At 62.5% G+C, this 19463-nt stretch carries 18 protein-coding genes and 1 tRNA gene; 11 read left to right on the forward strand and 8 right to left on the reverse strand.

Features of this window, described 5'->3' with window-relative positions; translation table 11 throughout:
- Nucleotides 1–12: 12 nt before the first annotated feature.
- The 4 genes from BGK68_RS02915 to BGK68_RS02930 all read right to left on the reverse strand — a co-directional run bounded on the left by BGK68_RS02915 (nt 13) and on the right by BGK68_RS02930 (nt 4289).
- A complete protein-coding gene (locus BGK68_RS02915; protein WP_075255857.1) occupies nt 13–1110 on the reverse strand; it encodes an IS110 family RNA-guided transposase in 1098 nt (365 codons plus the stop codon).
- Between the two features lie 126 nt (nt 1111–1236).
- Nucleotides 1237–2070 carry a diguanylate cyclase gene (locus tag BGK68_RS02920; RefSeq protein ID WP_075255858.1) on the reverse strand — a complete coding sequence of 278 codons (834 nt, stop codon included), beginning with the start codon at nt 2068–2070 and terminating at the stop codon, nt 1237–1239.
- Between the two features lie 169 nt (nt 2071–2239).
- Nucleotides 2240–3817, reverse strand: a complete 1578-nt coding sequence (locus BGK68_RS02925) for a methyltransferase regulatory domain-containing protein (RefSeq protein ID WP_075255859.1) — start codon at nt 3815–3817, stop codon at nt 2240–2242.
- A gap of 58 nt (nt 3818–3875) precedes the next feature.
- The gene (locus BGK68_RS02930; protein WP_075255860.1) at nt 3876–4289 is read right to left on the reverse strand and encodes a nucleotide pyrophosphohydrolase; all 414 of its coding nucleotides are present in this window, start codon (nt 4287–4289) and stop codon (nt 3876–3878) included.
- 141 nt (nt 4290–4430) lie between these two features.
- On the opposite strand from BGK68_RS02930, the gene BGK68_RS02935 reads away from it, so the two are divergent.
- The 6 genes from BGK68_RS02935 (at nt 4431) to ptsJ (ending at nt 10432) form a co-directional block, all read left to right on the forward strand.
- Complete coding sequence (locus tag BGK68_RS02935) at nt 4431–5051, forward strand: attG domain containing protein (protein ID WP_083657714.1); 621 nt, start codon at nt 4431–4433, stop codon at nt 5049–5051.
- A 394-nt stretch (nt 5052–5445) separates the two neighbouring features.
- Complete coding sequence (locus BGK68_RS02940) at nt 5446–7110, forward strand: methyl-accepting chemotaxis protein (protein ID WP_075255862.1); 1665 nt, start codon at nt 5446–5448, stop codon at nt 7108–7110.
- A gap of 200 nt (nt 7111–7310) precedes the next feature.
- Nucleotides 7311–7520, forward strand: coding sequence for a protamine P1 domain containing protein (locus BGK68_RS02945; RefSeq protein ID WP_075255863.1), 210 nt, complete (start codon nt 7311–7313; stop codon nt 7518–7520).
- Between the two features lie 92 nt (nt 7521–7612).
- Nucleotides 7613–8239, forward strand: a complete 627-nt coding sequence (locus tag BGK68_RS02950) for a trimeric intracellular cation channel family protein (RefSeq protein ID WP_075255864.1) — start codon at nt 7613–7615, stop codon at nt 8237–8239.
- A gap of 167 nt (nt 8240–8406) precedes the next feature.
- The gene (locus BGK68_RS02955; RefSeq protein WP_075255865.1) at nt 8407–9123 is read left to right on the forward strand and encodes a glutamine amidotransferase; all 717 of its coding nucleotides are present in this window, start codon (nt 8407–8409) and stop codon (nt 9121–9123) included.
- A gap of 13 nt (nt 9124–9136) precedes the next feature.
- Nucleotides 9137–10432, forward strand: coding sequence for a MocR-like B6 salvage transcription factor PtsJ (ptsJ, locus tag BGK68_RS02960; RefSeq protein WP_075255866.1), 1296 nt, complete (start codon nt 9137–9139; stop codon nt 10430–10432).
- A gap of 47 nt (nt 10433–10479) precedes the next feature.
- Here the strand turns inward: ptsJ and BGK68_RS02965 are convergent, their stop codons facing one another.
- Together BGK68_RS02965 and BGK68_RS02970 are read right to left on the reverse strand one after the other, a co-directional pair.
- The gene (locus BGK68_RS02965) at nt 10480–11292 is read right to left on the reverse strand and encodes a YggS family pyridoxal phosphate-dependent enzyme (RefSeq protein WP_075259657.1); all 813 of its coding nucleotides are present in this window, start codon (nt 11290–11292) and stop codon (nt 10480–10482) included.
- Between the two features lie 662 nt (nt 11293–11954).
- Nucleotides 11955–12167: a cold-shock protein gene (locus BGK68_RS02970; RefSeq protein ID WP_075255867.1), complete on the reverse strand. Its 213-nt coding sequence runs from the start codon at nt 12165–12167 to the stop codon at nt 11955–11957.
- Between the two features lie 410 nt (nt 12168–12577).
- On the opposite strand from BGK68_RS02970, the gene BGK68_RS02975 reads away from it, so the two are divergent.
- Nucleotides 12578–15496: an HD domain-containing phosphohydrolase gene (locus tag BGK68_RS02975; protein ID WP_083657715.1), complete on the forward strand. Its 2919-nt coding sequence runs from the start codon at nt 12578–12580 to the stop codon at nt 15494–15496.
- A 36-nt stretch (nt 15497–15532) separates the two neighbouring features.
- On the opposite strand, the gene BGK68_RS02980 is transcribed toward BGK68_RS02975, so the two are convergent.
- On the reverse strand, nt 15533–16330 hold the full coding sequence (locus tag BGK68_RS02980) for a hypothetical protein (protein ID WP_075255869.1): 798 nt from the start codon (nt 16328–16330) through the stop codon (nt 15533–15535).
- A 149-nt stretch (nt 16331–16479) separates the two neighbouring features.
- Here BGK68_RS02980 and BGK68_RS27970 point away from each other — a divergent pair, with 149 nt between their 5' ends.
- Nucleotides 16480–16647 (forward strand): hypothetical protein, encoded by a 168-nt coding sequence (locus BGK68_RS27970; protein ID WP_198937156.1) that lies wholly within the window; start codon nt 16480–16482, stop codon nt 16645–16647.
- Between the two features lie 182 nt (nt 16648–16829).
- Nucleotides 16830–16982 carry a hypothetical protein gene (locus BGK68_RS27975; protein ID WP_197516742.1) on the forward strand — a complete coding sequence of 51 codons (153 nt, stop codon included), beginning with the start codon at nt 16830–16832 and terminating at the stop codon, nt 16980–16982.
- A 316-nt stretch (nt 16983–17298) separates the two neighbouring features.
- Here the strand turns inward: BGK68_RS27975 and BGK68_RS27775 are convergent, their stop codons facing one another.
- Nucleotides 17299–18063 carry a hypothetical protein gene (locus tag BGK68_RS27775; RefSeq protein ID WP_075255870.1) on the reverse strand — a complete coding sequence of 255 codons (765 nt, stop codon included), beginning with the start codon at nt 18061–18063 and terminating at the stop codon, nt 17299–17301.
- Nucleotides 18064–18481: 418 nt separating this feature from the next.
- Between BGK68_RS27775 and BGK68_RS02995 the strand changes: the two genes are divergently transcribed.
- Together BGK68_RS02995 and trmB are read left to right on the forward strand one after the other, a co-directional pair.
- Nucleotides 18482–18555, forward strand: a tRNA-Gly gene (locus tag BGK68_RS02995).
- A gap of 79 nt (nt 18556–18634) precedes the next feature.
- A complete protein-coding gene (gene trmB / locus BGK68_RS03000; RefSeq protein ID WP_075255872.1) occupies nt 18635–19354 on the forward strand; it encodes a tRNA (guanosine(46)-N7)-methyltransferase TrmB in 720 nt (239 codons plus the stop codon).
- Nucleotides 19355–19463 lie beyond the last annotated feature (109 nt).

Here is a 19463-nt window from a genome sequence, read left to right on the forward strand (position 1 = left end):
GTCCAGCCAGGCTCACGCCAAGGCGGCGCCCAGCAACCGCCTTGCCTTGTCGTGGTGGTGCCGGGCACGCGCCTCATCGCTAAGCGTCGCGTCGCCGATATAGACCGTGCCGTCCCGCCACATGGCGTGCATGAGGACGGCCAGCTTGCGGGCCACCGCCACGGCCGCCTTGTGATGACAGCTTTTGCGCGCCAGTTGCAGGCCCCACTCGCGGATCTTGTCCTGGCCGCGATAGCGTTTGAGCATCACGGTCGCGGCTTCGTAGAGCGCACGGCGCACGTCCGGGTCGCCCGCCTTGCTGATGCGCCCCTGGATGTCGATCGAACTGCCCGACTGCCAGCGTTTGGAGGTCAACCCGAAGTACGCGCCGACGTTGCGGCTGCGCCGGAACCGGGACGGATCCTCGACGGCGGTCAGGAAACTCAACGCGGTCACCGGACCGACACCGGGGATGGCGAGAAACTGGCGACAGACGGGATGCTGGGCGACGTATCGCACCACCAGCTTGTGCAGGCGCAGGTACTCCTTCCAGAGCGCCGCGCGCGCCGTGAGCATGCTGTCCATCAGCTCGCGGGTCAGCGCGTCTTCGGCCACCGCCTCGCGCACGGCCGGCTCGAAACCGGCCCGCCCGACCTTGTGCAGGCGGATGCCAAACGCCTTGAGCGAGTGGCGAATGGTGTTCTCCAGGTCGAGGAACTTGCGCTTGAGGTTGCGCCGCTGCGTGAGCAGCAGGCGCAATCGATAGGTACTCTCCTGCTTGATGTGCGCCGTGCCGTACCAGCCGGTGCGCACGATGTGCGCAATGCCCAGCGCATCGGCCGCGTCGGTCTTGTTACGCTGCGCCGACAGCGCGGCACGCACGCGTCGTGCTTCCAGGCACACCGCCGGTAGTCCCTGGGCCAGCAGCGCCGGATGCAGCCACGGCGACAGCGCGCCGGCTTCGTGGCCGACCCGGCCCAGGCGCTTGCGGTACGGCGCCAGCGCCGTCGCGATCGCGGTGGGTTGCGTTGCGACGGTCGTTTGCATCAGCACGTGTCCGGCGTCGTCGATGACGCACACCGCGGTCTCCTGGATGGAGACGTCCAAACCGGCAAAGAGAGGGTGATCCATGTTCGTGCTCCTTGGTGTCAGTGGTGCGTTAAGAGGCTTTCATGGTAGTCGCGTCACGAACGCACCGCCGCGCGCTACCGCCTTGACGACGATTACAGCGGCACAAGAGCGCGAAGTCTACAAGTATCAGGCCTGGCCGCGCATCTTGCGCAGGTCTTCCACGGTGCGGATGCAATCGCGTCCGGCCGACCTGGCCATCGCCAGCGATTCTTCGGCCTCGCGCAAGACGGTCTCGGGTTCATCGACCTGCCGTTGCGGGGCCACCGAGGAAATGCCGATGCTGATGGTCACGCGTCCGGTCGGGCTGGCGCTGTGCGGGATGTCCAGCAGTTCGATCGACTTGCGGATGCGCTCGGCCACGATCAGCGCCCCGTCCAGGCGCGAGCCCGGCAGCAGCACGGCGATCTCCTGCGCGCCAAAGCGCGAGAGCAGGTCTTCCGGACGCACGTTGGTATCGCGAATGGCGCTGCCGACCCGGCGCAGCACCTTGTCGCCAGCCATACGGCCATAGCTGTCGTTGTACTCGTCGAAGAGATCGATGTCGATCATGATCACCGCCAGCGAGAGGCTGGTGCGGGCGGCGCGGTTGAATTCTTCCAGCAGGCCGCGCTCGAACTGGCGGCGGTTGGCCAGCCCGGTGAGCGCATCTTCCAGGCCCACGCGGGCCAGGGTCTTTTCCATTTCTTCCAGGTGGACGCGGGCGTCATCGCGCTCTTCCACCAGTTGCACGCGTTCCTGCTGCAAGGCCTGGAGATTGGCTTCCAGCCCGGACAGCGGCCGCAGCAACTGGCGCAACAGCAGCCAGGACAGCAACGCCGCCGCCAGCACCAGCGCGATGGCGGCGACCACCATGCTGGCCGGCGCGGTCGTGGCAAGCGCGGTCAGGACGGCGGCGGTCAGCAGGACCATGGCCGCAGTGGCCAGGCTCAGACGTGTTTGGAGCGTTTGCGACAGGGACATAGGCTAAACCGATTTTTCCGTTGGAACAATTCCGGCGCCCGGGCTGCTGGCGCGGCAGTGATGGCTGGCAATGCGGCCAGCCGAGATGCTACAGGCTCGCACGCTGCGACGCAACGCGCAGATGCCGGGGGCAGCGCCAGTCACGTCCTGACTGCGCCGCCAACCGCCTTCAAACCACCCCCAGGGCCTTGAGCAAAGGCAGCCGGGTGCGGGCGAAAAGACGCGCCTGGGTCGCCAGCTCGGCCAGGTTCTCGGCCTCTCCTTCCAGGCGCACGCCCTCGCGCAGCAGGCGCTTGCCCTGCGCGGCGATATACCGCCACACCTGCGCCGCCCACGCATCCACGTCATCGCCGCAGGATTGCCGCGCCAGCAAGAACAACTGTTCGACGCGTTCGACCCGCACGCCACCGCCGATGACAGGGCTGCTCAGATGGGTGATCTCGCCCTCCTCCCCGTGCTCGCCCGCCGGCGAGGCCAGGGCGGCGCGCTGCAGCAGCCAGGCATTGAGGTCGCCGGTGCGACGCTCGATCTGGGCGCGGGTAGCGGCATCGGGCTCGGCCGGCAGCGGTGCGGCGTGGCCGGTGCCGATGAGCATGAGCACCGAGTCCAGCACCTGCGCCAGGTTCAGGTTGCGATGCGCCAGCGAGGCCGCCAGGTCCACCAGCGTATGCGGCTGGTAATCCGACAGGGCCTGCAGGATGGGTTCGTAGATGAGACGGTTGAGCGTGATCTCGGAGGCCACGTTCTGTATCGTCAGCGGCACCTTGTCAGGTTCGGTCAGCAGGATCACGCTTTGCAGGGCCAGCGCCTGCACCCGCTGCCGGTCATCGAGCGCTTGCGCGCCGCGTACCCAATAGTCACGCCGGAACTGCTGGTTGACCATGAAGTCACGCACGCTCTGCTGCAGCACCGGATCGCTGATCTCGTAGAGCTGCTGGCGCTGCGCCGGCGTCAGGTTGGCCATGTCCAGGTGATCGACATAATGGGCCGGACAGGCAAACTCCAGCCCCGCGCCGCTGAACCGGCGATGCATGTCGGCAAAGGATTCGACATGCCAGTCGCGATTGAAATACTCGTGCGCGAGATAACTGCGACTCTGCTGCTGCAAGACCTTCAGGCGATCACGCATGAAGGGATTGGCCTGGGCATAGACCGGATCGGCCTCGAACAGGCGCGCCGCGAAGGCCAGCGCGGCATCGATGCGGGCCGCGGTGGGCAGGCCCTGCTCCTCGTTGCCGGACTGTTGCGTGTGCTGCACCAGCAGCGCGCGCAGCGGCATGAAGGCCGCCCACCCCGGCTGGGTGTTGTAGCTGATGTAGAGCACGCCGCCCGGCTTGAGCTTGCGGTCGATGAAATCGAAGATGATGTCGCGATTCTCCTGCGACACCCAACTCCAGATGCCATGCAGCGCAATGAAATCGAAGTCCGGCAAATCATCACGCCGGCAGAAGCGCGAGAAGCTGGAATCCTCCAGTTGCGCGCCGCTGCCGCTGGCGGCCGCCAGTTCCTGGGCAAAGGCGGCCTGGCGCGGATTGAAATCATTGCCCCACCAGCGCGTGGTGGAGGCAGCGGCGTGGATGTTGCTCGACAGCCCCTGGCCAAAGCCCAGTTCGCAGGCGGTCTGCACGGCCGGCGCCTGCAAGCCGTGGAAGGCAAAGGCCAGCGGCAGGCGCGCCGGGTTCATGCCCGGGTAGTAGCCATAGGTGTAGGCGATATCGACAACGTAACCGTCATTCCAGTTGTTCAAGGCGGGCTCCCGGGCGGGTGGCGTGGGCGAATCAGAAATGGAAAAGGGCAGGCGCGCTCTAACGATCGCCGCCGCAAGCGGATGTGGCCGATGCAGCGCCCAGCGTGGTGTATTTGTCTGCCTTGCCGCGCGCCAGTTCGACCGGATACTTGCGGGCATTGAGCTCCATCTTTTCCAGCACGGCGCTGCGCAGGTCTACGCCGGTGTGGTCGGCCAGCTGGATCAGGTAGACCAGCACATCGGCCATCTCGTGGCGGATTCCCTCGCGGGCGGCGGCATCCAGTTCGTGATCCGCGCCGGTGGGCAGCCACTGGAAATGCTCCAGCAGTTCAGCGACCTCGACCGACAAGGCCATGGCCAGGTTCTTGGGCGTATGGAAACGCAGCCAGTCCCGCTCGCTGCAAAACTGACGGATCATCGCGCGCAGTTCGTGGAGGTCCGAGACGGGAGCAGCGGAGGTGGCATCATTCATAGCGTGGCATCGGGCAGAGGTGTTATCAACATCGTACTTTATCACCAACCCACACAAGCGCCGGCACGGGCTTGATCTGGAACAGCCTGTACGAACGTGCCATCATGCACAATGTCATCAAACCGCAACCTCAGGACCACCATGCCGACTCCGAGACCCTTGCCTTTCCCGTTGCGCCGGCCCGTGCCGACCCTGCTGCTGGCGGCCTTGCTGGGCCTGCCCTCGGCGCTGCTGCTCAGCGGCTGCGACCGCAGCATCGACCAGCAACTGGCCGCGCACGAAGCGGCGCAGAACACCCTGGGCGTGACACCCAAGGAGTTCGCAGGGCGCTTCAACAACCGCCTGCGCGATGTGCTCACCGAAATGCAGGTCGATGACCCCGAGCATATGGCCCATCTCTACATGCTAGACGCCAGCCGGCTGCATCCTGGCCAGTATGAATACGTGCTCGATACCAAGGTCGGCCCTTCCCAGACCACCATCATCGGCACCCTCAACAAGAGTGGTCAGTTACGCAACGTCGGCGTCATGCTGACCAACAAGACCCCGGGGGCGCGCGAGGAATTCCTGGTCTGCGCCGCCAGCGCCGCGCGCAGCTTCGTCGACGCCGGTCAGGAAAAACTGTTGCCGTTGATCACCCGTCTGACCACCGTGGCGCTGGACAATCCCGGCCAGCGCATGAGCGAAGTGGTGGCCGACCAGTTGCTGTCGGTGGAACTGGTGCCGCAGGGCGTGCTGTTCCAGGTACAGCCGCGCCAGTAGCCGCCGTTAGGCCCTTGGTCAGATGCTGACGCCAGACAATATTTCCCGGCATCAAAAACCTGCATCGTCCCCTTGGCCGCGCATGTGCAAGCAACATGAAATGCCGCCTTTGCCCCGCCTGTTTCGCGGATTAAAGCGGCGCCCGGCAGTATAGATTCGGTACCGAGTGTTTTTCCGCATTACCGAAAACAGGCCGACCACAAGGCCAGCGGTAACGCAGGGCGTTGAGAATCACGTACGTCTTTTTCAACCAGGGGAATTCCAGGCGGGCGCAACATGCGCCCGCCCTGAAATCGGGGCTGCAACGCTTGGGAAAGAAGCAGCGCAGCTTTCATCAAAAAAAGGCTAAGGTCAGCGCTGGTAGCGCCGGCCCGACCAGGCAACGGGGGCTTGCATGCGCAAAAATCTACCAATCACCACCAACGAACGGCTGCTGGAGGATGGCAAGTCCATCGTCTCCAAGACCGATCTCCAGGGCAACATTCTCTACGTCAATCCCTACTTCATCGAGATCAGCGGCTTCGAGGAAGAAGAACTGATCGGCGCGCCGCAGAACATCGTGCGCCATCCGGAGATGCCGCGCGAAGCCTTCGCCGACATGTGGGCCACGCTCAAGGAAGGCCTGCCCTGGAACGGCCTGGTCAAGAACCGCTGCAAGAATGGCGACTACTACTGGGTCCAGGCCAATGTCACGCCGGTGCGCGAGAATGGCCGCGCCGTGGGTTACATGTCGGTGCGCACGCGCCCCTCGCGCGAACAGGTGCAGGCTGCCGAGGCAGCCTATCGCAAGTTTTCCGCAGGCCAGGCGCGCGGTCTGCGCGTGCATCGCGGGGCCGTGGTGCGCACCGGCCTGTCGGGCTGGCTGCAGGGCTTGCGCGAGATGCCGGTGGCGCGCCGGCTGGGCTGGACGATGGGCGTGCTGACCCTGATGTTCATCCTGGGTGGCGCGGTGGCGGGCAATGCCGTCATGAACGCCGGTGGCAGCCCCTACGCGGTCTGGCTGGGAACGGCGGCGGGCGCGCTATTGCTGCTGGCCTCATGGGCCATGCTGCACGCCAGTATCGTGGCGCCGCTACAAAGAGCCATCAAGGCCGTGCATGGCCTGGCCGGCGGTGACCTCGATTCACACATCGATACCACCGCACGCGGCGACATGGGATTGCTGCTGCAGGCGCTGCAGCAGCTCAACGTCAACCTGCGCGCCATCATCGGCGACGTGCGCCGCAACGTCGAATCGATGACCATCTCCACCGGTGAGATCGCCAACGGCAACATGGACCTCTCTGGACGCACCGAAGCACAGGCCTCGGCGCTGGAAGAGACCGCCTCCAGCGTCGAAGAATTCGCCGCCACCGTACGCCAGAACGCCGACTCCGCCGCCAACGCCGATCGCCAGGCGCAGTCGGCCTCGGCCATCGCGCAGCGCGGTGGAAACTCTGTACAGCGCATGGGCAAGACCATGGAAGAAATCGACGCCGCCTCGCACAAGATCGTGGACATCATTGGACTGATCGATGGCATCTCCTTCCAGACCAACATCCTGGCCCTGAACGCCGCCGTCGAAGCGGCCCGGGCCGGTGAGCAGGGACGCGGCTTCGCCGTGGTCGCCTCCGAAGTGCGCACGCTGGCGCAGCGCTCGGCGGCGGCCGCCAAGGACATCAAGGGCCTCATCGACGATTCGCGCGCCAAGGTGGAAAGCGGCAACCAGCTGGTGCGCGAAACCGCGCAGGCCATGGGCGAACTCGGCGGCGCTGTGGAAAACATGGCTGTCACCATGGCCGAGATCACGGTGGCCAGCAATGAGCAGAGCGGTGGCATCGAGCAGTTGAACCAGGCCGTCAACGCCATCGACGAAACCACCCAGCAGAACGCCGCCCTGGTGGAACAGGCTGCCGCTGCCGCCGAGAACCTGCGCGACCAGGCCGTCAAGCTGAGCCAGGCCGTGTCAGTGTTCAAGATCAGTTACGCGGTCAGCCGTGCATCGAATGTCGCGCCGGATAACAGCCTGGCCCTGCCGCCTGCCAGCCAGGAACCTCGCAAGCTGGCCTTGGCGCGATAGTGCAGAAACGGTCAACGACGCTTGATCTGCACATGAGCGTACAAAAGCAGTCCGCACCGCTTTACAGGGAATTGCAAATCTTTACCCGTTTGTGGCGGTGCGCGCCTTTTGCTTGATACCTGTGTTCCTTATGATGAACATCCGGTCGCCCATCCAAGATGGAGCGACCGGTTTCATCGTTAATTACACAGGGGTCCATCATGAGCATCTCATCCGTCTCTTCCGGCAACAGCAGTTTCTACAACAGCGTCGTGCAACCGATCAAGAACGTCGTCTCCGAAGTCGGCGACGAAATCGGTGATGCCTATGACGCCACCGCTGATGCGGTCTCCTCTGCGGCGCACGCGGTGGCTGACAGCGTTTCCTCGGGCGTGAAGGCGATCGGCAACATCATCGACACCAGCGCCTGAGTCTGTGCAAGGGATGCCTGGCATTCCTTGCGCGCATGGCAGTCATGCAATAATCGCGGCAATCCGACTCTCCCGGCCTGCCCGGACCTGCCATGCTGCTGCACACCATCTACCTGATCGCCATCTGCGCCGAAGCCATCTCGGGCGCCCTCATGGGCATCCGCAAGGACATGGATATCTTTGGCGTCTGCCTCATCGGCACTGTCGCGGCATTGGGCGGCGGCACCGTGCGCGACATCCTGATCGGTCACTATCCGCTGGGCTGGGTGGCGCATCCCGAATACCTTGCCTTCACCATCTGTGCGGCAGTCGTCGCCGCCGTGGCGGCGCGGGCGCTGCATCATTTCAAGTCGGCCTTTCTGGTGGTCGATGCCCTGGGCCTGGTGGCCTTCACCGTCATCGGCTGCGATATCGCGCGCGGCTTTGCCGACTTCCATCCCGCCATCGTGGTGATGCTGGGCATGGTCACCGGGGTCTTTGGCGGCCTCCTGCGCGATGTGCTCTGCAATGAAATCCCGCTGGTGCTGCGCCGGGAAATCTATGCCAGCGTCTCGCTGCTGACCGGCGCGACCTATGTGGGCGTGCTGCATCTGCAGGTCGATCCGCGTATCGCCACGCTGAGCTCGCTGCTGCTGGGTTTTGCAGTACGCCTGCTGGCCATCCGCTTCCATTGGGAGTTGCCGCGCATGGACAAGGAGCGCGTGCGCGGTTTCGACTGAGCAGCATGCAAGAAGGGGACTGCGCCACTTCTATTTCCAGGTGCGCCATCAAATTTGATTGATGGCACATCTTTCTTCCGCCTGCGATTTTGACCTAGGACATAATCCATTTTGTCTTAGAATATCAGCCGAAGTCATCCCATCCACCTTCTGCTGATGAGCATCCCATGAAAGAAGCCATTGCGCTGCGCCACGTCCATTTCGAAGATGTCGGCATACTTGATTCCCTCCTCGCATCACGCGGCTACCAGCTGCGCTATATCGACGCCACCATCGAGAAACCGGATACGGCAGCTGCCGAACAGGCAGATCTGCTGATCGTTCTCGGCGGTCCCATCGGCGCCTATGACGAGGCCCTGCATCCCTTCCTCGTCAGGGAGCTCGACCTCATCACCCGCCGCCTGCAGCAGCAGCGGCCTATCCTGGGCATCTGCCTGGGGGCGCAGCTGATCGCCCGGGCGCTGGGGGCGGCGGTGGCGCCAATGGGGCTCAAGGAGATCGGCTATGCACCGCTCGACCTGAGCACGGAAGGCCGGCTCTCGCCCCTGGCCGCGCTGGAGGGGCAGCCCGTACTGCATTGGCACGGAGACCAGTTCGATATTCCGCCCGGCGCCACCTGCCTGGCCAGTACGACGGTGTGTCCGCATCAGGCATTCTCGCTGGGCGCCCATGTCCTGGCGCTGCAATTCCATCTGGAGGCCGATGCTGCGCGTATCGACCAATGGCTGGTCGGCCATGCCTGCGAGCTCGGCCAGGCCGGCATCGATCCCCGCCAGTTGCGCGAACAGGCGAAGCGTTTCGGTGCTGATCTACGCAGCGCGGCGCACGCGGTCATGTCGAGCTGGCTGGATAAGCTGGAAGCATCCCGGCGCCCAATCTCCTGAGAACTTCGCCTCCATGAAAATCCACGGCAAGACCGCAGCAGAAATCTTCGAGTGCGTGCGCACCCTGGTCCAGACCCAGCGCCTGCTTCCCGGACAGCTATTGCCTCCGGTGCGCGAGCTGGCCGAGCAGCTTGGCGTGAATCGCAATACCGTGGCAGCGGCCTACCGCCGCCTGTCCACGGCGGGCATCGCCAGCACGCAGCGCCGGCTGGGAACGAGCATCCGCAGCTTGCCTGCCCCTGGAGAGCAGGAAGGCAGCCAGCCGGGCACGGCGCTCATCGACCTCGCCCACGGCAATCCCGATCCGCGCTGGCTGCCTGATCTGGCCGCGCTCTGGCGGGGCCGGTCGTATCAGCCACGGCTGTATGGAGCCGATACGGTCAATCCTGCGCTGGCCAACTACATCGCCCAGTGGTGTGGCCCGGATTGTCCTGCGGGATTCGAGGTCGATCTGGCGCACGGCGCGGTCGATGCGATCGAACGCCTGCTCGTTGCCCATCTTCGTCCCGGCGACAAGGTGGCCGTGGAGAACCCCTGCTTTCTTGCCAGCATCAATCTGATCCGGTCCTCGGGACTGGAGTCCGTCGGTGTGAGCGTCGATGCCGAGGGCATGCGGGTGGACGAACTGCGCTCAGCGCTGGCCAAGGGCGTACAAGCCGTGATCCTGACACCGCGCGCGCACAATCCCACCGGCTGCGCGCTGAGCGCAGCGCGCGCGCAGGCGCTACGACGGCTGCTGGAAAAACATCCGCATGTGCTGGTGATCGTGGATGATCACTTTTCCCTGGTCTCCACGGCGCGGTATCACTCCGTCATTCCTGCGGCTGCGCCGCGCTGGGCGCTGGTGCGCTCGTTTTCCAAGGCGCTGGGCCCGGACCTGCGGGTGGCGGCAGTGGCAAGCGACACCACCACCTCGCAACTGCTGCGTACACGCCTGAGTCCTGGCGGCAGCTGGGTCAGTCATTTCCTCCAGGACAGCATCGAGTCGGCCTTGGGCAGACCGGATACTGCCAGGTTGATACAACAAGCGCGTGCCGACTACGCGGCGCGGCGAGAACGGCTGGAGCGAGCGCTGCACAAGGAGGGTATCCCATGCGCCACCGGCGGTGATGGCCTCAATCTGTGGATCGCGCTACCCGACGATGACCAGGCCGTTGCCCTGTCGATGGCGCGCCTGGGATGGCTGTTGCGGCACGGCGAAGCCTTTTCCGTGCAGCAGCGCGTGCACGGTTTGCGTATCACCCTTTCGGCGCTGGAGGCTGACGCCGCCGACAAGCTCGCTGCCGATCTACGACGCAGCCTGCGCTGAATGCAGCGCTGATTCAGCGGGCCATCGCCCTGGAACACCCTGCGGCGTCAGCGTTCGGGTGACGGCCAATAATGGGAATCCGGCAAGGCGCGGGCGCCGAAGAGCGCCTGTCCCACGCGTACCACGGTGGCGCCCTCTTCGATGGCGACCTCGTAGTCACCCGACATGCCCATGGAAAGTTCATCGAGCTGCGCGCCTGCCGGCACGTCCTGCCGCAGGCGTTCGCGCAGGTTTCGCAACAGGCTGAAGCAGGGCCTGACCTGCGCCGGGTCGGGCGAAAACACGGCCAGCGTCATCAGCCCGCGCAGGCGCAGCGCCGGATAGGCCTGCAATTGGCGCAGGAATGGCGCCACCTCCTCGGGCGCCAGACCATACTTGCTCGGTTCGCCGGAGGTATTGACCTGGACGAAGACATCCAGCCCCCGTCCTTCCTGCTGCAGGCGGCGCTCCAGCGCCTCCGCTACACGCAGGCTGTCCAGCGCCTGGAACTCGGAGGCGAAGCGGGCGACCAGCTTGGCCTTGTTGGTTTGCAGATGGCCGATCACCGACCATTGCAGTGCGCTCAGGTCTTGCGTCGCTTCCCATTTGTGGCAGGCTTCCTGCGGCTTGTTTTCACCGAGCAGACGACAGCCGGCGGCATAGGCGAGACGGATGCTGGACTCCGGCTTGGTCTTGCTCACCGGCAGCAGCCGCACGCTGGCGGCGGGACGCCCTGCGCGTTCGCATGCCGCAGCAATGCGCGTGCGCACTGCCGCCAGGTTGGCGCGAAATTCATCCAACGACGCTGCTGCCGGCCAGCGACCGTGCATGTCATGACGGATTGCGGTGCTCTCGTCTTCAGGGAATTGCGAATCGCTCATGATGACCTCATCCATTCCGTACTTTGTCCTAGGACAAAATATAGCACAGTGGTGTGGCCGGACCATTGGCCGGACCATTGGCCGGACGTCATCGACCGCAGCGGTGATGGCTAGGCGCTTTGTGCACTTTGTGCAAGCTGCGCCCCAGAACGCAAAAAGCCCGCCTTGGATCAGGCGGGCCGTTCATTGATTACACTGGATTGGCCCAGGCCCACGCTATCTGCGCAGTGCCGCTGGCCTGACGTACCCGGCCTATCTGGACGGTGCCGTCGTCATGCAGTTGTTCGTTTTATTGTCCTGCCGCCGTTGTGTTGACGGGGGGAGCGACACTGGTGACGAACCATAATTAACTATTTGCTACACGGGACAAACCCGTGAGCGGCTGGCTTGCACACTCCCTGCTGCATGCCCGCGCTATCTGCACGGCCACATGCGGCCTGGCGGCTACCTGCCGCGTCCGGCGTGCCGGAAGAATCCCGACGCACGCAAGACTCGCCTCACCTTCCTTGTCCAGAATGACCGGCCCTTGCTATCTGCAAGATGACAGTCTGCGGCTGACCGTCTGGAACAGGTCGGTGAGGCTTGTTGCTGCCTGCCTGCGTGCTGGAGCGTATGGAATTCCAGCACACTGCCAGGCAAGGGCAGCGAGGATGTTCGGTAGCTTAGGCGATGACCTTGATGTTGGTCGCCTTCTCGCCCTTCGGACCCACGCCGCGGTCGAAGGACACGCGCTGGTTTTCCGACAGGCTGCGGAAGCCGTTGGACTGGATGTCCTGGAAGTGGGCGAAGACGTCTGCGCCACCTGCATCAGGGGTGATGAAACCGAAGCCCTTGGCATCGTTGAACCACTTGACTACGCCGGTTTGACCGCTCATGTTTATTTCCTTTGAAACGTGTTGAGGCAACATGCCTGGAGGGCACTTGAGACCAAGAACTGAAACCGAAGGAAAGAAAACAGAACGACCGAGGAAGGAACGACAGTCAGGCGGAATTGGAACCAACAAGAATACAACTTGATGCAAGTACAAACCGAATTATACACCACCACAAACAAGATGACGAAAATTAGTGACTTTTGTGTGGCATTTCGTCCAATCTCGCCTCTGGCAGGGGCCAGGGCGCAGGCGGGGCGGGCTTAACCGCTTTTTTCACCGTTGGCGTAACTGCGGCCAGGTCATCAATACGGTATATTGCTTGCAGCAAAAGACCGGGTCCTGTTTTGCACAGGTTGGGGCGGCAAACGGAACCACGGTTTCCCTGCATGCCCACCTACCCTTGCGTATCCATGCCACTTTTCAGACGTTCTCCGCGCTCGTCCTTGCACGCCCCTTCCCGTGATCTGCGCAGCACTGGCCTGCCAGTCAGGTTCGGCATTTCCGCGCTGGTAATGGCAGGCATGATCCTGCTGGCCGTGGTGCTGGTGACGGTGGGCTGGTGGGGTGCGCGCCAGGTCTTGCTGGACATGGCCGAACGTTCGGCCCAGGACGCCGGGCGCATCATGACCGAGCGCTCGCGCCGCATCATCGACCCGGCCGTGGCGACGCTGCGCCAGCTGGCCTTTGATCCCATCACAGAGACCAAGGACCTGGATACGCGGCTCACCCGCATCGCGGCGTTTTCGGCGGACATGGTGGCCAATCCCCTGGTGTCGGCCGTCTACGTAGGCTATTCCAATGGCGACTTCCTGCTGGTACGTGCCTTGCGCGGGGCCGAGCAGCGTAGCTTCTTCAGCGCTCCCGAGGCGGCGCGCTTTCTGGTGCAGAGCATCACCCGCAGCGCCAGTGGGCAGGAGCACGGACAGTATCGTTTCTATGACGACGACCTGAGGCTGCTCTCGCTGCGCGAGCAACCCGACTATCACTTCGATCCGCGCACCCGCCCGTGGTACGCCAGCGCCAACCGCGCACTGATGCCTTCGATCTCTGCGCCCTACGTCTTCTTCACCACCCGCCAGATCGGCATCAGCCTGTCGCAGCGCGCCCATGCCAGCGACGCCGTGGTGGCCATCGACATGACCCTCGACGATCTTGCCACCAGCCTGGGCAATCTGCGCCTTACGCCCCACAGCGAACTGGCGTTGGTGGACGATGCCGGCAAGGTCATCGCCTATAGCGACATGAGCCGGGTGCTGGAACAGGACGGCGACAGCTTCCGCTTCCGCTCGCTGGACGAGCTCAACGTCCCGACCCTGTCACGGCTGTCCGCGCGTGCACGCCGCAACGAAACCAATGCGCTCTATCACGTCGATGGCCAGGAATGGCTGGGGCTGTCGCTGCCCTTCAATGTCATCGACGACCATCCCCTGCATCTGCTCATTGCCGCGCCCGGTGGCGAGCTGCTGGGCCAGCTCGAACGCAATCGCAAGACCATGGTGCTCATCGCCTTGTTCCTGGTGATCGCCTTCCTGCCGCTGGGCTGGTGGGCCGGCCGCGCCATTGGCCGCAGCATGGAGCGGCTGGCCGCGCGCGCCCGGCGCATGTCGCGCTTCGACTTCCGCAAGCAGGGCAAGACCTCCAGCATGCTGCGCGAGGTCAACATGCTCACCGAGATGGTGGACAACGTCAGCCTGACCGTGGAAGCCTTCCTCGACATCAGCGCCATCCTCAGCACCGAGACGCATGTGGAGCAGATGCTGCAACAGGTGCTGGAGAAATTCGTACAGGCTACCCGCTGCCAGGCTGGTGCGGTCTATCTGTGGCAGAGCGAGGGCCGCACGATGCAGCGCGCCGCCTGGTACGGCGCTGGCCATGATCTGGCCGAGTCCTTTGGCCATGACGGCGAGTCGACCCCCTCCACCAGCACGCGCGCGCTGCCCGATGGCAGCTTGTGGGTAGAGCTGGACCTGCGCGGACGCAATGGTGCGCTGGAGGGCTTGCTGGTGCTGGTGCATGCGCACGACATCGCGCACGGCGATCCGCGTTTCCTGGCCTTTGCCCGCAGGTTGTCGGGGATGCTGGCCGTGGCCATTGAAACGCGCCAGTTGATCGCCTCGCAGAAGGCGCTGCTGGAGTCGCTGATCCGCCTGATGGCCGACGCCATCGACGCCAAGAGTCCCTACACCGGCGGCCATTGCGAGCGCGTGCCGCATCTGGCGATCATGCTGGTGGAGCGACTGGCGCAGGAGCGCGAAGGCCCGTATGCCGGCTTCAGCCTGACTGAAGACGAACGCTATGCCTTCCGGCTGGCCGCCCTGCTACATGACTGCGGCAAGGTCACCAGCCCCGAGCACATCGTCGACAAGGCGACCAAGCTGGAGGTGATCCACAATCGCATCCATGAAGTGCGGATGCGCTTTGAAGTCTTATGGCGCGACGCCGAGCTGGCGCTGCTGCATCAGTTGCCGCAGGCGCTAACGGAGCAGCAGGCGCAGGCGTTGGAGGCGCAGCGTGCGCGGCTGCGCGAGGACTTTGCCTTCGTGGCCCAGTGCAATGTGGGCAGTGAAGCGATGTCCGAGGAAGCCAATGCGCGCCTGGCGCGCATTGCCACGCAGACCTGGGATCGCCATTTCGATGACAGCCTGGGCCTGGCGGCAGAGGAAGCGCGCCGCCTCGCCACCACGCGCCAGGGACAGGCCGCGCCGGTCTTGCCGGTGACAGAACCTTTGCTGGCCGATCGTCCCGACCACATCGTGCCCTGGGATGAAGAGCACCGTCCTGCGGTGGAGCGAGGCGACCCGCGCAATACCCTGGGCTTCGACATGACATTGCCGCGTTATCGGCAGAACATGGGCGAGCTGCACAACCTGGGCATCCGCCGTGGCACGCTGACACCCGAGGACCGCTTCGCCATCAACAATCACATCGTGCAGACGCTGGTGATGTTGAAGAGCCTGCCCTGGCCGGAGTCGCTCAAGAGCGTGCCGGACACGGCGGCCAATCACCACGAGAAGATGGATGGCACCGGCTACCCGCGTCGGCTCAAGGCCAGCGAGCTGCCCTTGCAGGACAGGGTGATGGCGCTGGCCGATGTATTCGAAGCGCTGACCGCAGCGGACCGGCCCTACAAGCCGGCCAAGACACTCTCGGAGTCGCTGCGCATAATGGCCAATATGTGCCGGGAACGGCATCTGGATACGGAATTGTTCCGCTATTTCCTGCACAGCCGCTTGTGGGAGGTGTATGCAGGGGAGTTGCTCAAGGAGGGGCAGATTGATGCGGTGGATATTGTCGAGATCGAGGCGCTGACCGGAACCGCTGCTCAGTGACCGGTGTAGCGCCAAAGCTTGATCCGCCGCAGCTGCTCACAAAACCAGGTGGCTGCATCCCATGGGCTGGCCGACCAGCTCGCCGATTGCCTGCGCCAGTCGCATGGTGCTGTCCTGGTCCAGCCCTTCCAGCCGAACCATCCGGAATCCAAACCCGAGGCTGTATTGCCAGTCCAGCTCCAAGAGGTGATAACGCTGGCCGGTTTGTTCGCAATACCATTGCACGCTGGGGTCCTCGAACGCTGCCCCGATGAAGTCGACATGACTATCGAAGGGAGGCAGCGCCTCCAATGGTTCATCGCTGCCGGGCAGGCAAGGCGGCTCAAGGTTTTCGCCAACGCGCACCGACGGCTCGAGACCATCGTAGGCCAGCAGCATGAGATAGAACATGTCGGGATATTGCTTGTAGTATTGCGCACCTTCTTCGCTCAGCAGCGCCAGTGCAGCGGGTCCGAGTTTGTAGGCCGGGCTGTGCCAGGTGCAGTGGTCCGACTCTTCCTTGATCAGAGGACAGATGTCGTGATGCGCCAGCAGTTGCAGCGTCTCGGCCATCGTCATGTCATCGCGGATGGGCAAGCCCTCGGGCAACGCGCCCGCGCCAACGTAGTCACGCAGCACGTCGCCGGTGGTCTGCGCTCCCTCCCGCCATACCAGCTGGCAATCCAATGCCTGGCACAGCCAGTGGCGCAGCTCATTGAGCGCCCAGGCAGGTACATCGCTGCCGCGCGGTGAAATGACAAAGCCCTTTTCCAGCAACAGCGCGTCGAGCGCTGGCCAGTCGGGCGGCGGCAGGTGGGGCTGGAGCGGGAAGATGTATTGTTCGTGCAGGGACATGGTGACGGCCTCCGATGGCTGAACCAGGGAAATGACGAGGAGATAGACTGGGGTGTCGTTGTTCAGTTCAGCCGGTGAATGCGTTGGGCAGGGTCCTGGGAGTAAGATAGGGTCCACCAGCCAACCATCCCCAGCAGGAGCCAGGCATCATGAGCGAGCGTCGCGTTCCCCCTGTCAGTCCAGTCCGTGGCATCCGGCCGCTGTCGGAGGTTAGCGTCAAGAGGACTTATTTCCGGCAATTGAATCAATGGCGGAAGATGTCGGAGAAATATGCCAAGGAGAGGAAAGCGCGGGAGGCTGAGGAGAAGGATAAATGAGCTGGGAACTGGATTTGCCCAGGATTTGAATAGCAAATTCGATAGCTCCCGGGGGAAATCCGTCGTCCGATCTCGCCCCGCCCTACCCCGCCTCCGGTTGGTTCGAAAAGTACAATCCCGCGGAAAGCTCAGGCTCTCTCCGAGCCGATAGCCGTAGATGCGAAGGGAAAACCGCCCGCAAAATGGAGATCGCCACGGCAATCTACCCGCGCATGCAGAAGAATAAAAACCTCACACGCATGGAATTCATCGATGAATTCGTCAAGGAGGCAAAGCTCTCGAAAGCTGGCGCATCAACTTATTATCAGCTGATCAAGGCCAAACACAACAATTAATAGAAGCGGATGCGATTTCCAAAGTGCTTTCGCCGTTCGTCATCCCCTGCATCTCCACCATCTAATTCTGCGAATGCTACTTCGTAAGATTCACGTACACCGCCAAAAAGAAACTACGTCATCGCGGCTAGAGATGAAATCAAGTACGCCTCTGTGACTGTGCTGATGGAGGCCTAGTCATGAAGAAATCGAGATTTACGGAAGAGCAGATTATTGGAATTTTGAAGGAAGCCGATGCGGGAATTGAATCGCCAACGGCCCGCCATCGAAGCGAGCCGTTGGAAGGTACTCGATGCCACATCGAGGTCAGAGAAATTTACTGCAGCTTGACCGACGTGATGGATGCCTTTCCTTTGCCGGAAGTGCTGATCAACCCGCGCACCACAGCAAAACCGTATTGCTGCAAAAAGACGAATTGCTGTTTGGTATCCAGATTTCCGTTAAAAGACATCTCGCAATCGACATCCACCGCGTTGCCGGCAAATGCCGAATGCACGGTATTGGCCGCATATACTTTACCGGTGGTGCAGGTCTGCTTCCTGTCAAAAAAATTCACAATCTGCACCGACGTACCGCCGGCCCAGTCTGCTTCGTATCTGGTGTCTGCTTGCAGATTGGTGAAATTCTTGTCAATAGATTTAAAATGTTTGACTTCCATGATCATGTTGGCAAAGCGATTCACGTTGATTACGCGCTGGGAGCGCAACGGTACTAGGCCACCGTAACGCAATTCGTAGCTGGTTGAGACCGGAATGCCATTATTAAAATATTCGGCTAGCTCGCGGATGACACCGTTACCCAGATCTTCGTACTGAATGGTTGCCGATTCAGTTATTTTTTTCTCGCCCAGATTGGTCTCGAAATCGAACTTGTATTCGATCGTGGCCTTGCGGAAGCGCGGCGCAATCTTTGTTGCAGCAATGGTCTTGCCGACATCTGCCGGAAGAAGCGCGGGCGTAAAGTTCTTTTCAAGATAGCCGGTACGGTCGGCAGTGATGTCCTTTACTTCCATCGGTGCGCAACCTGTCAGGGCTACGGCCAGCAATGCGACGATCAACAAGGGGCGAAAAGTTGTGGCCATTGTTTTCTTTCTTTATTTATTGTTTGCTTTGGTGGATCAGACAACAGACAAATACAGCGGGGAGGTGCAAGGCTGGCTGACAATTTGATGACGGATGCGAATCGCACGCACGTATGGCTCATGCCAGTAGATACTCCATATCGGTGCGACGATCTTTGGCTTCATTGTTCTTGTTTATCATTTTTGTATTAAATTTAGTCAAAAATTCTAAGCGAAAAATCAACTTCCCGAACACCTGCAAGTCAACTTTTTTACAATCGGACATAATGTCCGACTGCGATCTTATGTTAGCGGACCTCTCATCCGACAAGATAACTCTCCACTTGACGACATACATTTCTGAACTGCCCCGTTATGCGCCCGGCAATTTCCAACGTGAGAAATAACCGCCCGTAACCCGGTATAATCCGTACCCAACGCGGGTGTAGCTCAATGGTAGAGCAGAAGCTTCCCAAGCTTAAGACGAGGGTTCGATCCCCTTCACCCGCTCCAGCTCGCATGCCTGCGACCGCTTCCAGCCCTGCCTGGCAAGATGCTTCCAGGCCGCTCCTCACCGTTTCTCGAGTCATCCATGTCTGAAAACAAATCCGGCAAGCCGCTGTTCTATGATCCCAGCGAGCGTCGCATCCGTAGTTTCGTTACCCGCGCCGGGCGCGTGTCGGTCGCGCAAGGGCGCGCGCTGGAAGAACTGGGGCCGCGCTTCCTGCTGCCCTACGACAAGGCGCCGCTGGACCTCGAAGCAGCCTTCGGACGCAAGGCGCCGACCATCCTCGAGATCGGTTTCGGCATGGGGGAGACCAGCGCCAAGATTTCCGCGCTGATGCCGGAAAAGAATTTCATCGGGGTGGAAGTGCATACCCCCGGCGTGGGCAGCTACCTGAAACTGATCGGCGAAGGCCATCTGGAAAACGTGCGCATCATCCAGCACGATGCCGTGGAAGTGCTGACCAACATGATCGCGCCCGATGCGCTGGCTGGCGTGCATGTGTTCTTTCCCGATCCGTGGCATAAGGCGCGCCATAACAAGCGTCGCCTGATCCAGAGCCCGCTGGTGCAGCTGATCAGCTCGCGCCTGGCGCCGGGTGGCTATCTCCACTGCGCCACCGACTGGGAAGAATATGCGATCCAGATGCTGGACGTGCTGTCGGCCGAGCCGACGCTGAAGAATACGGCGACCGATCCGTCCGGTTATGTGCCGCGTCCGGAATACCGCGATACCACCAAGTTCGAAAACCGCGGCCTGCGGCTGGGGCACGGGGTGTGGGACCTGGTGTTCGAGAAGCGCGCCTGACGCCGGTCCTCTCTCGCCCTCACGTCAAAACGGCATGCCCCTTGCGGGACATGCCGTTTTTTCATGGGCGATGCAATGAGGATGGTGCAGAAAACGTCAGGCGCGCCTA

Source organism: Herbaspirillum camelliae (genome assembly GCF_001929405.1).
In the GTDB taxonomy this organism is placed as follows: domain Bacteria; phylum Pseudomonadota; class Gammaproteobacteria; order Burkholderiales; family Burkholderiaceae_D; genus Herbaspirillum; species Herbaspirillum seropedicae.

Excerpts from the sequence above, each read along its gene's own strand:
- BGK68_RS27775 (WP_075255870.1), bottom strand. The coding sequence starts at position 18,063 with ATGGCCACAACTTTTCGCCCCTTGTTGATCGTCGCATTGCTGGCCGTA.
- BGK68_RS02970 (WP_075255867.1), bottom strand. The coding sequence starts at position 12,167 with ATGAGCGGTCAAACCGGCGTAGTCAAGTGGTTCAACGATGCCAAGGGC.
- BGK68_RS02915 (WP_075255857.1), bottom strand. The coding sequence starts at position 1,110 with ATGGATCACCCTCTCTTTGCCGGTTTGGACGTCTCCATCCAGGAGACC.
- BGK68_RS02965 (WP_075259657.1), bottom strand. The coding sequence starts at position 11,292 with ATGAGCGATTCGCAATTCCCTGAAGACGAGAGCACCGCAATCCGTCAT.
- BGK68_RS02945 (WP_075255863.1), top strand. The coding sequence starts at position 7,311 with ATGAGCATCTCATCCGTCTCTTCCGGCAACAGCAGTTTCTACAACAGC.
- BGK68_RS02975 (WP_083657715.1), top strand. The coding sequence starts at position 12,578 with ATGCCACTTTTCAGACGTTCTCCGCGCTCGTCCTTGCACGCCCCTTCC.
- BGK68_RS27975 (WP_197516742.1), top strand. The coding sequence starts at position 16,830 with ATGGAGATCGCCACGGCAATCTACCCGCGCATGCAGAAGAATAAAAAC.
- BGK68_RS27970 (WP_198937156.1), top strand. The coding sequence starts at position 16,480 with ATGAGCGAGCGTCGCGTTCCCCCTGTCAGTCCAGTCCGTGGCATCCGG.
- ptsJ (WP_075255866.1), top strand. The coding sequence starts at position 9,137 with ATGAAAATCCACGGCAAGACCGCAGCAGAAATCTTCGAGTGCGTGCGC.
- BGK68_RS02930 (WP_075255860.1), bottom strand. The coding sequence starts at position 4,289 with ATGAATGATGCCACCTCCGCTGCTCCCGTCTCGGACCTCCACGAACTG.
- BGK68_RS02955 (WP_075255865.1), top strand. The coding sequence starts at position 8,407 with ATGAAAGAAGCCATTGCGCTGCGCCACGTCCATTTCGAAGATGTCGGC.
- BGK68_RS02935 (WP_083657714.1), top strand. The coding sequence starts at position 4,431 with ATGCCGACTCCGAGACCCTTGCCTTTCCCGTTGCGCCGGCCCGTGCCG.
- trmB (WP_075255872.1), top strand. The coding sequence starts at position 18,635 with ATGTCTGAAAACAAATCCGGCAAGCCGCTGTTCTATGATCCCAGCGAG.
- BGK68_RS02950 (WP_075255864.1), top strand. The coding sequence starts at position 7,613 with ATGCTGCTGCACACCATCTACCTGATCGCCATCTGCGCCGAAGCCATC.
- BGK68_RS02980 (WP_075255869.1), bottom strand. The coding sequence starts at position 16,330 with ATGTCCCTGCACGAACAATACATCTTCCCGCTCCAGCCCCACCTGCCG.
- BGK68_RS02920 (WP_075255858.1), bottom strand. The coding sequence starts at position 2,070 with ATGTCCCTGTCGCAAACGCTCCAAACACGTCTGAGCCTGGCCACTGCG.
- BGK68_RS02940 (WP_075255862.1), top strand. The coding sequence starts at position 5,446 with ATGCGCAAAAATCTACCAATCACCACCAACGAACGGCTGCTGGAGGAT.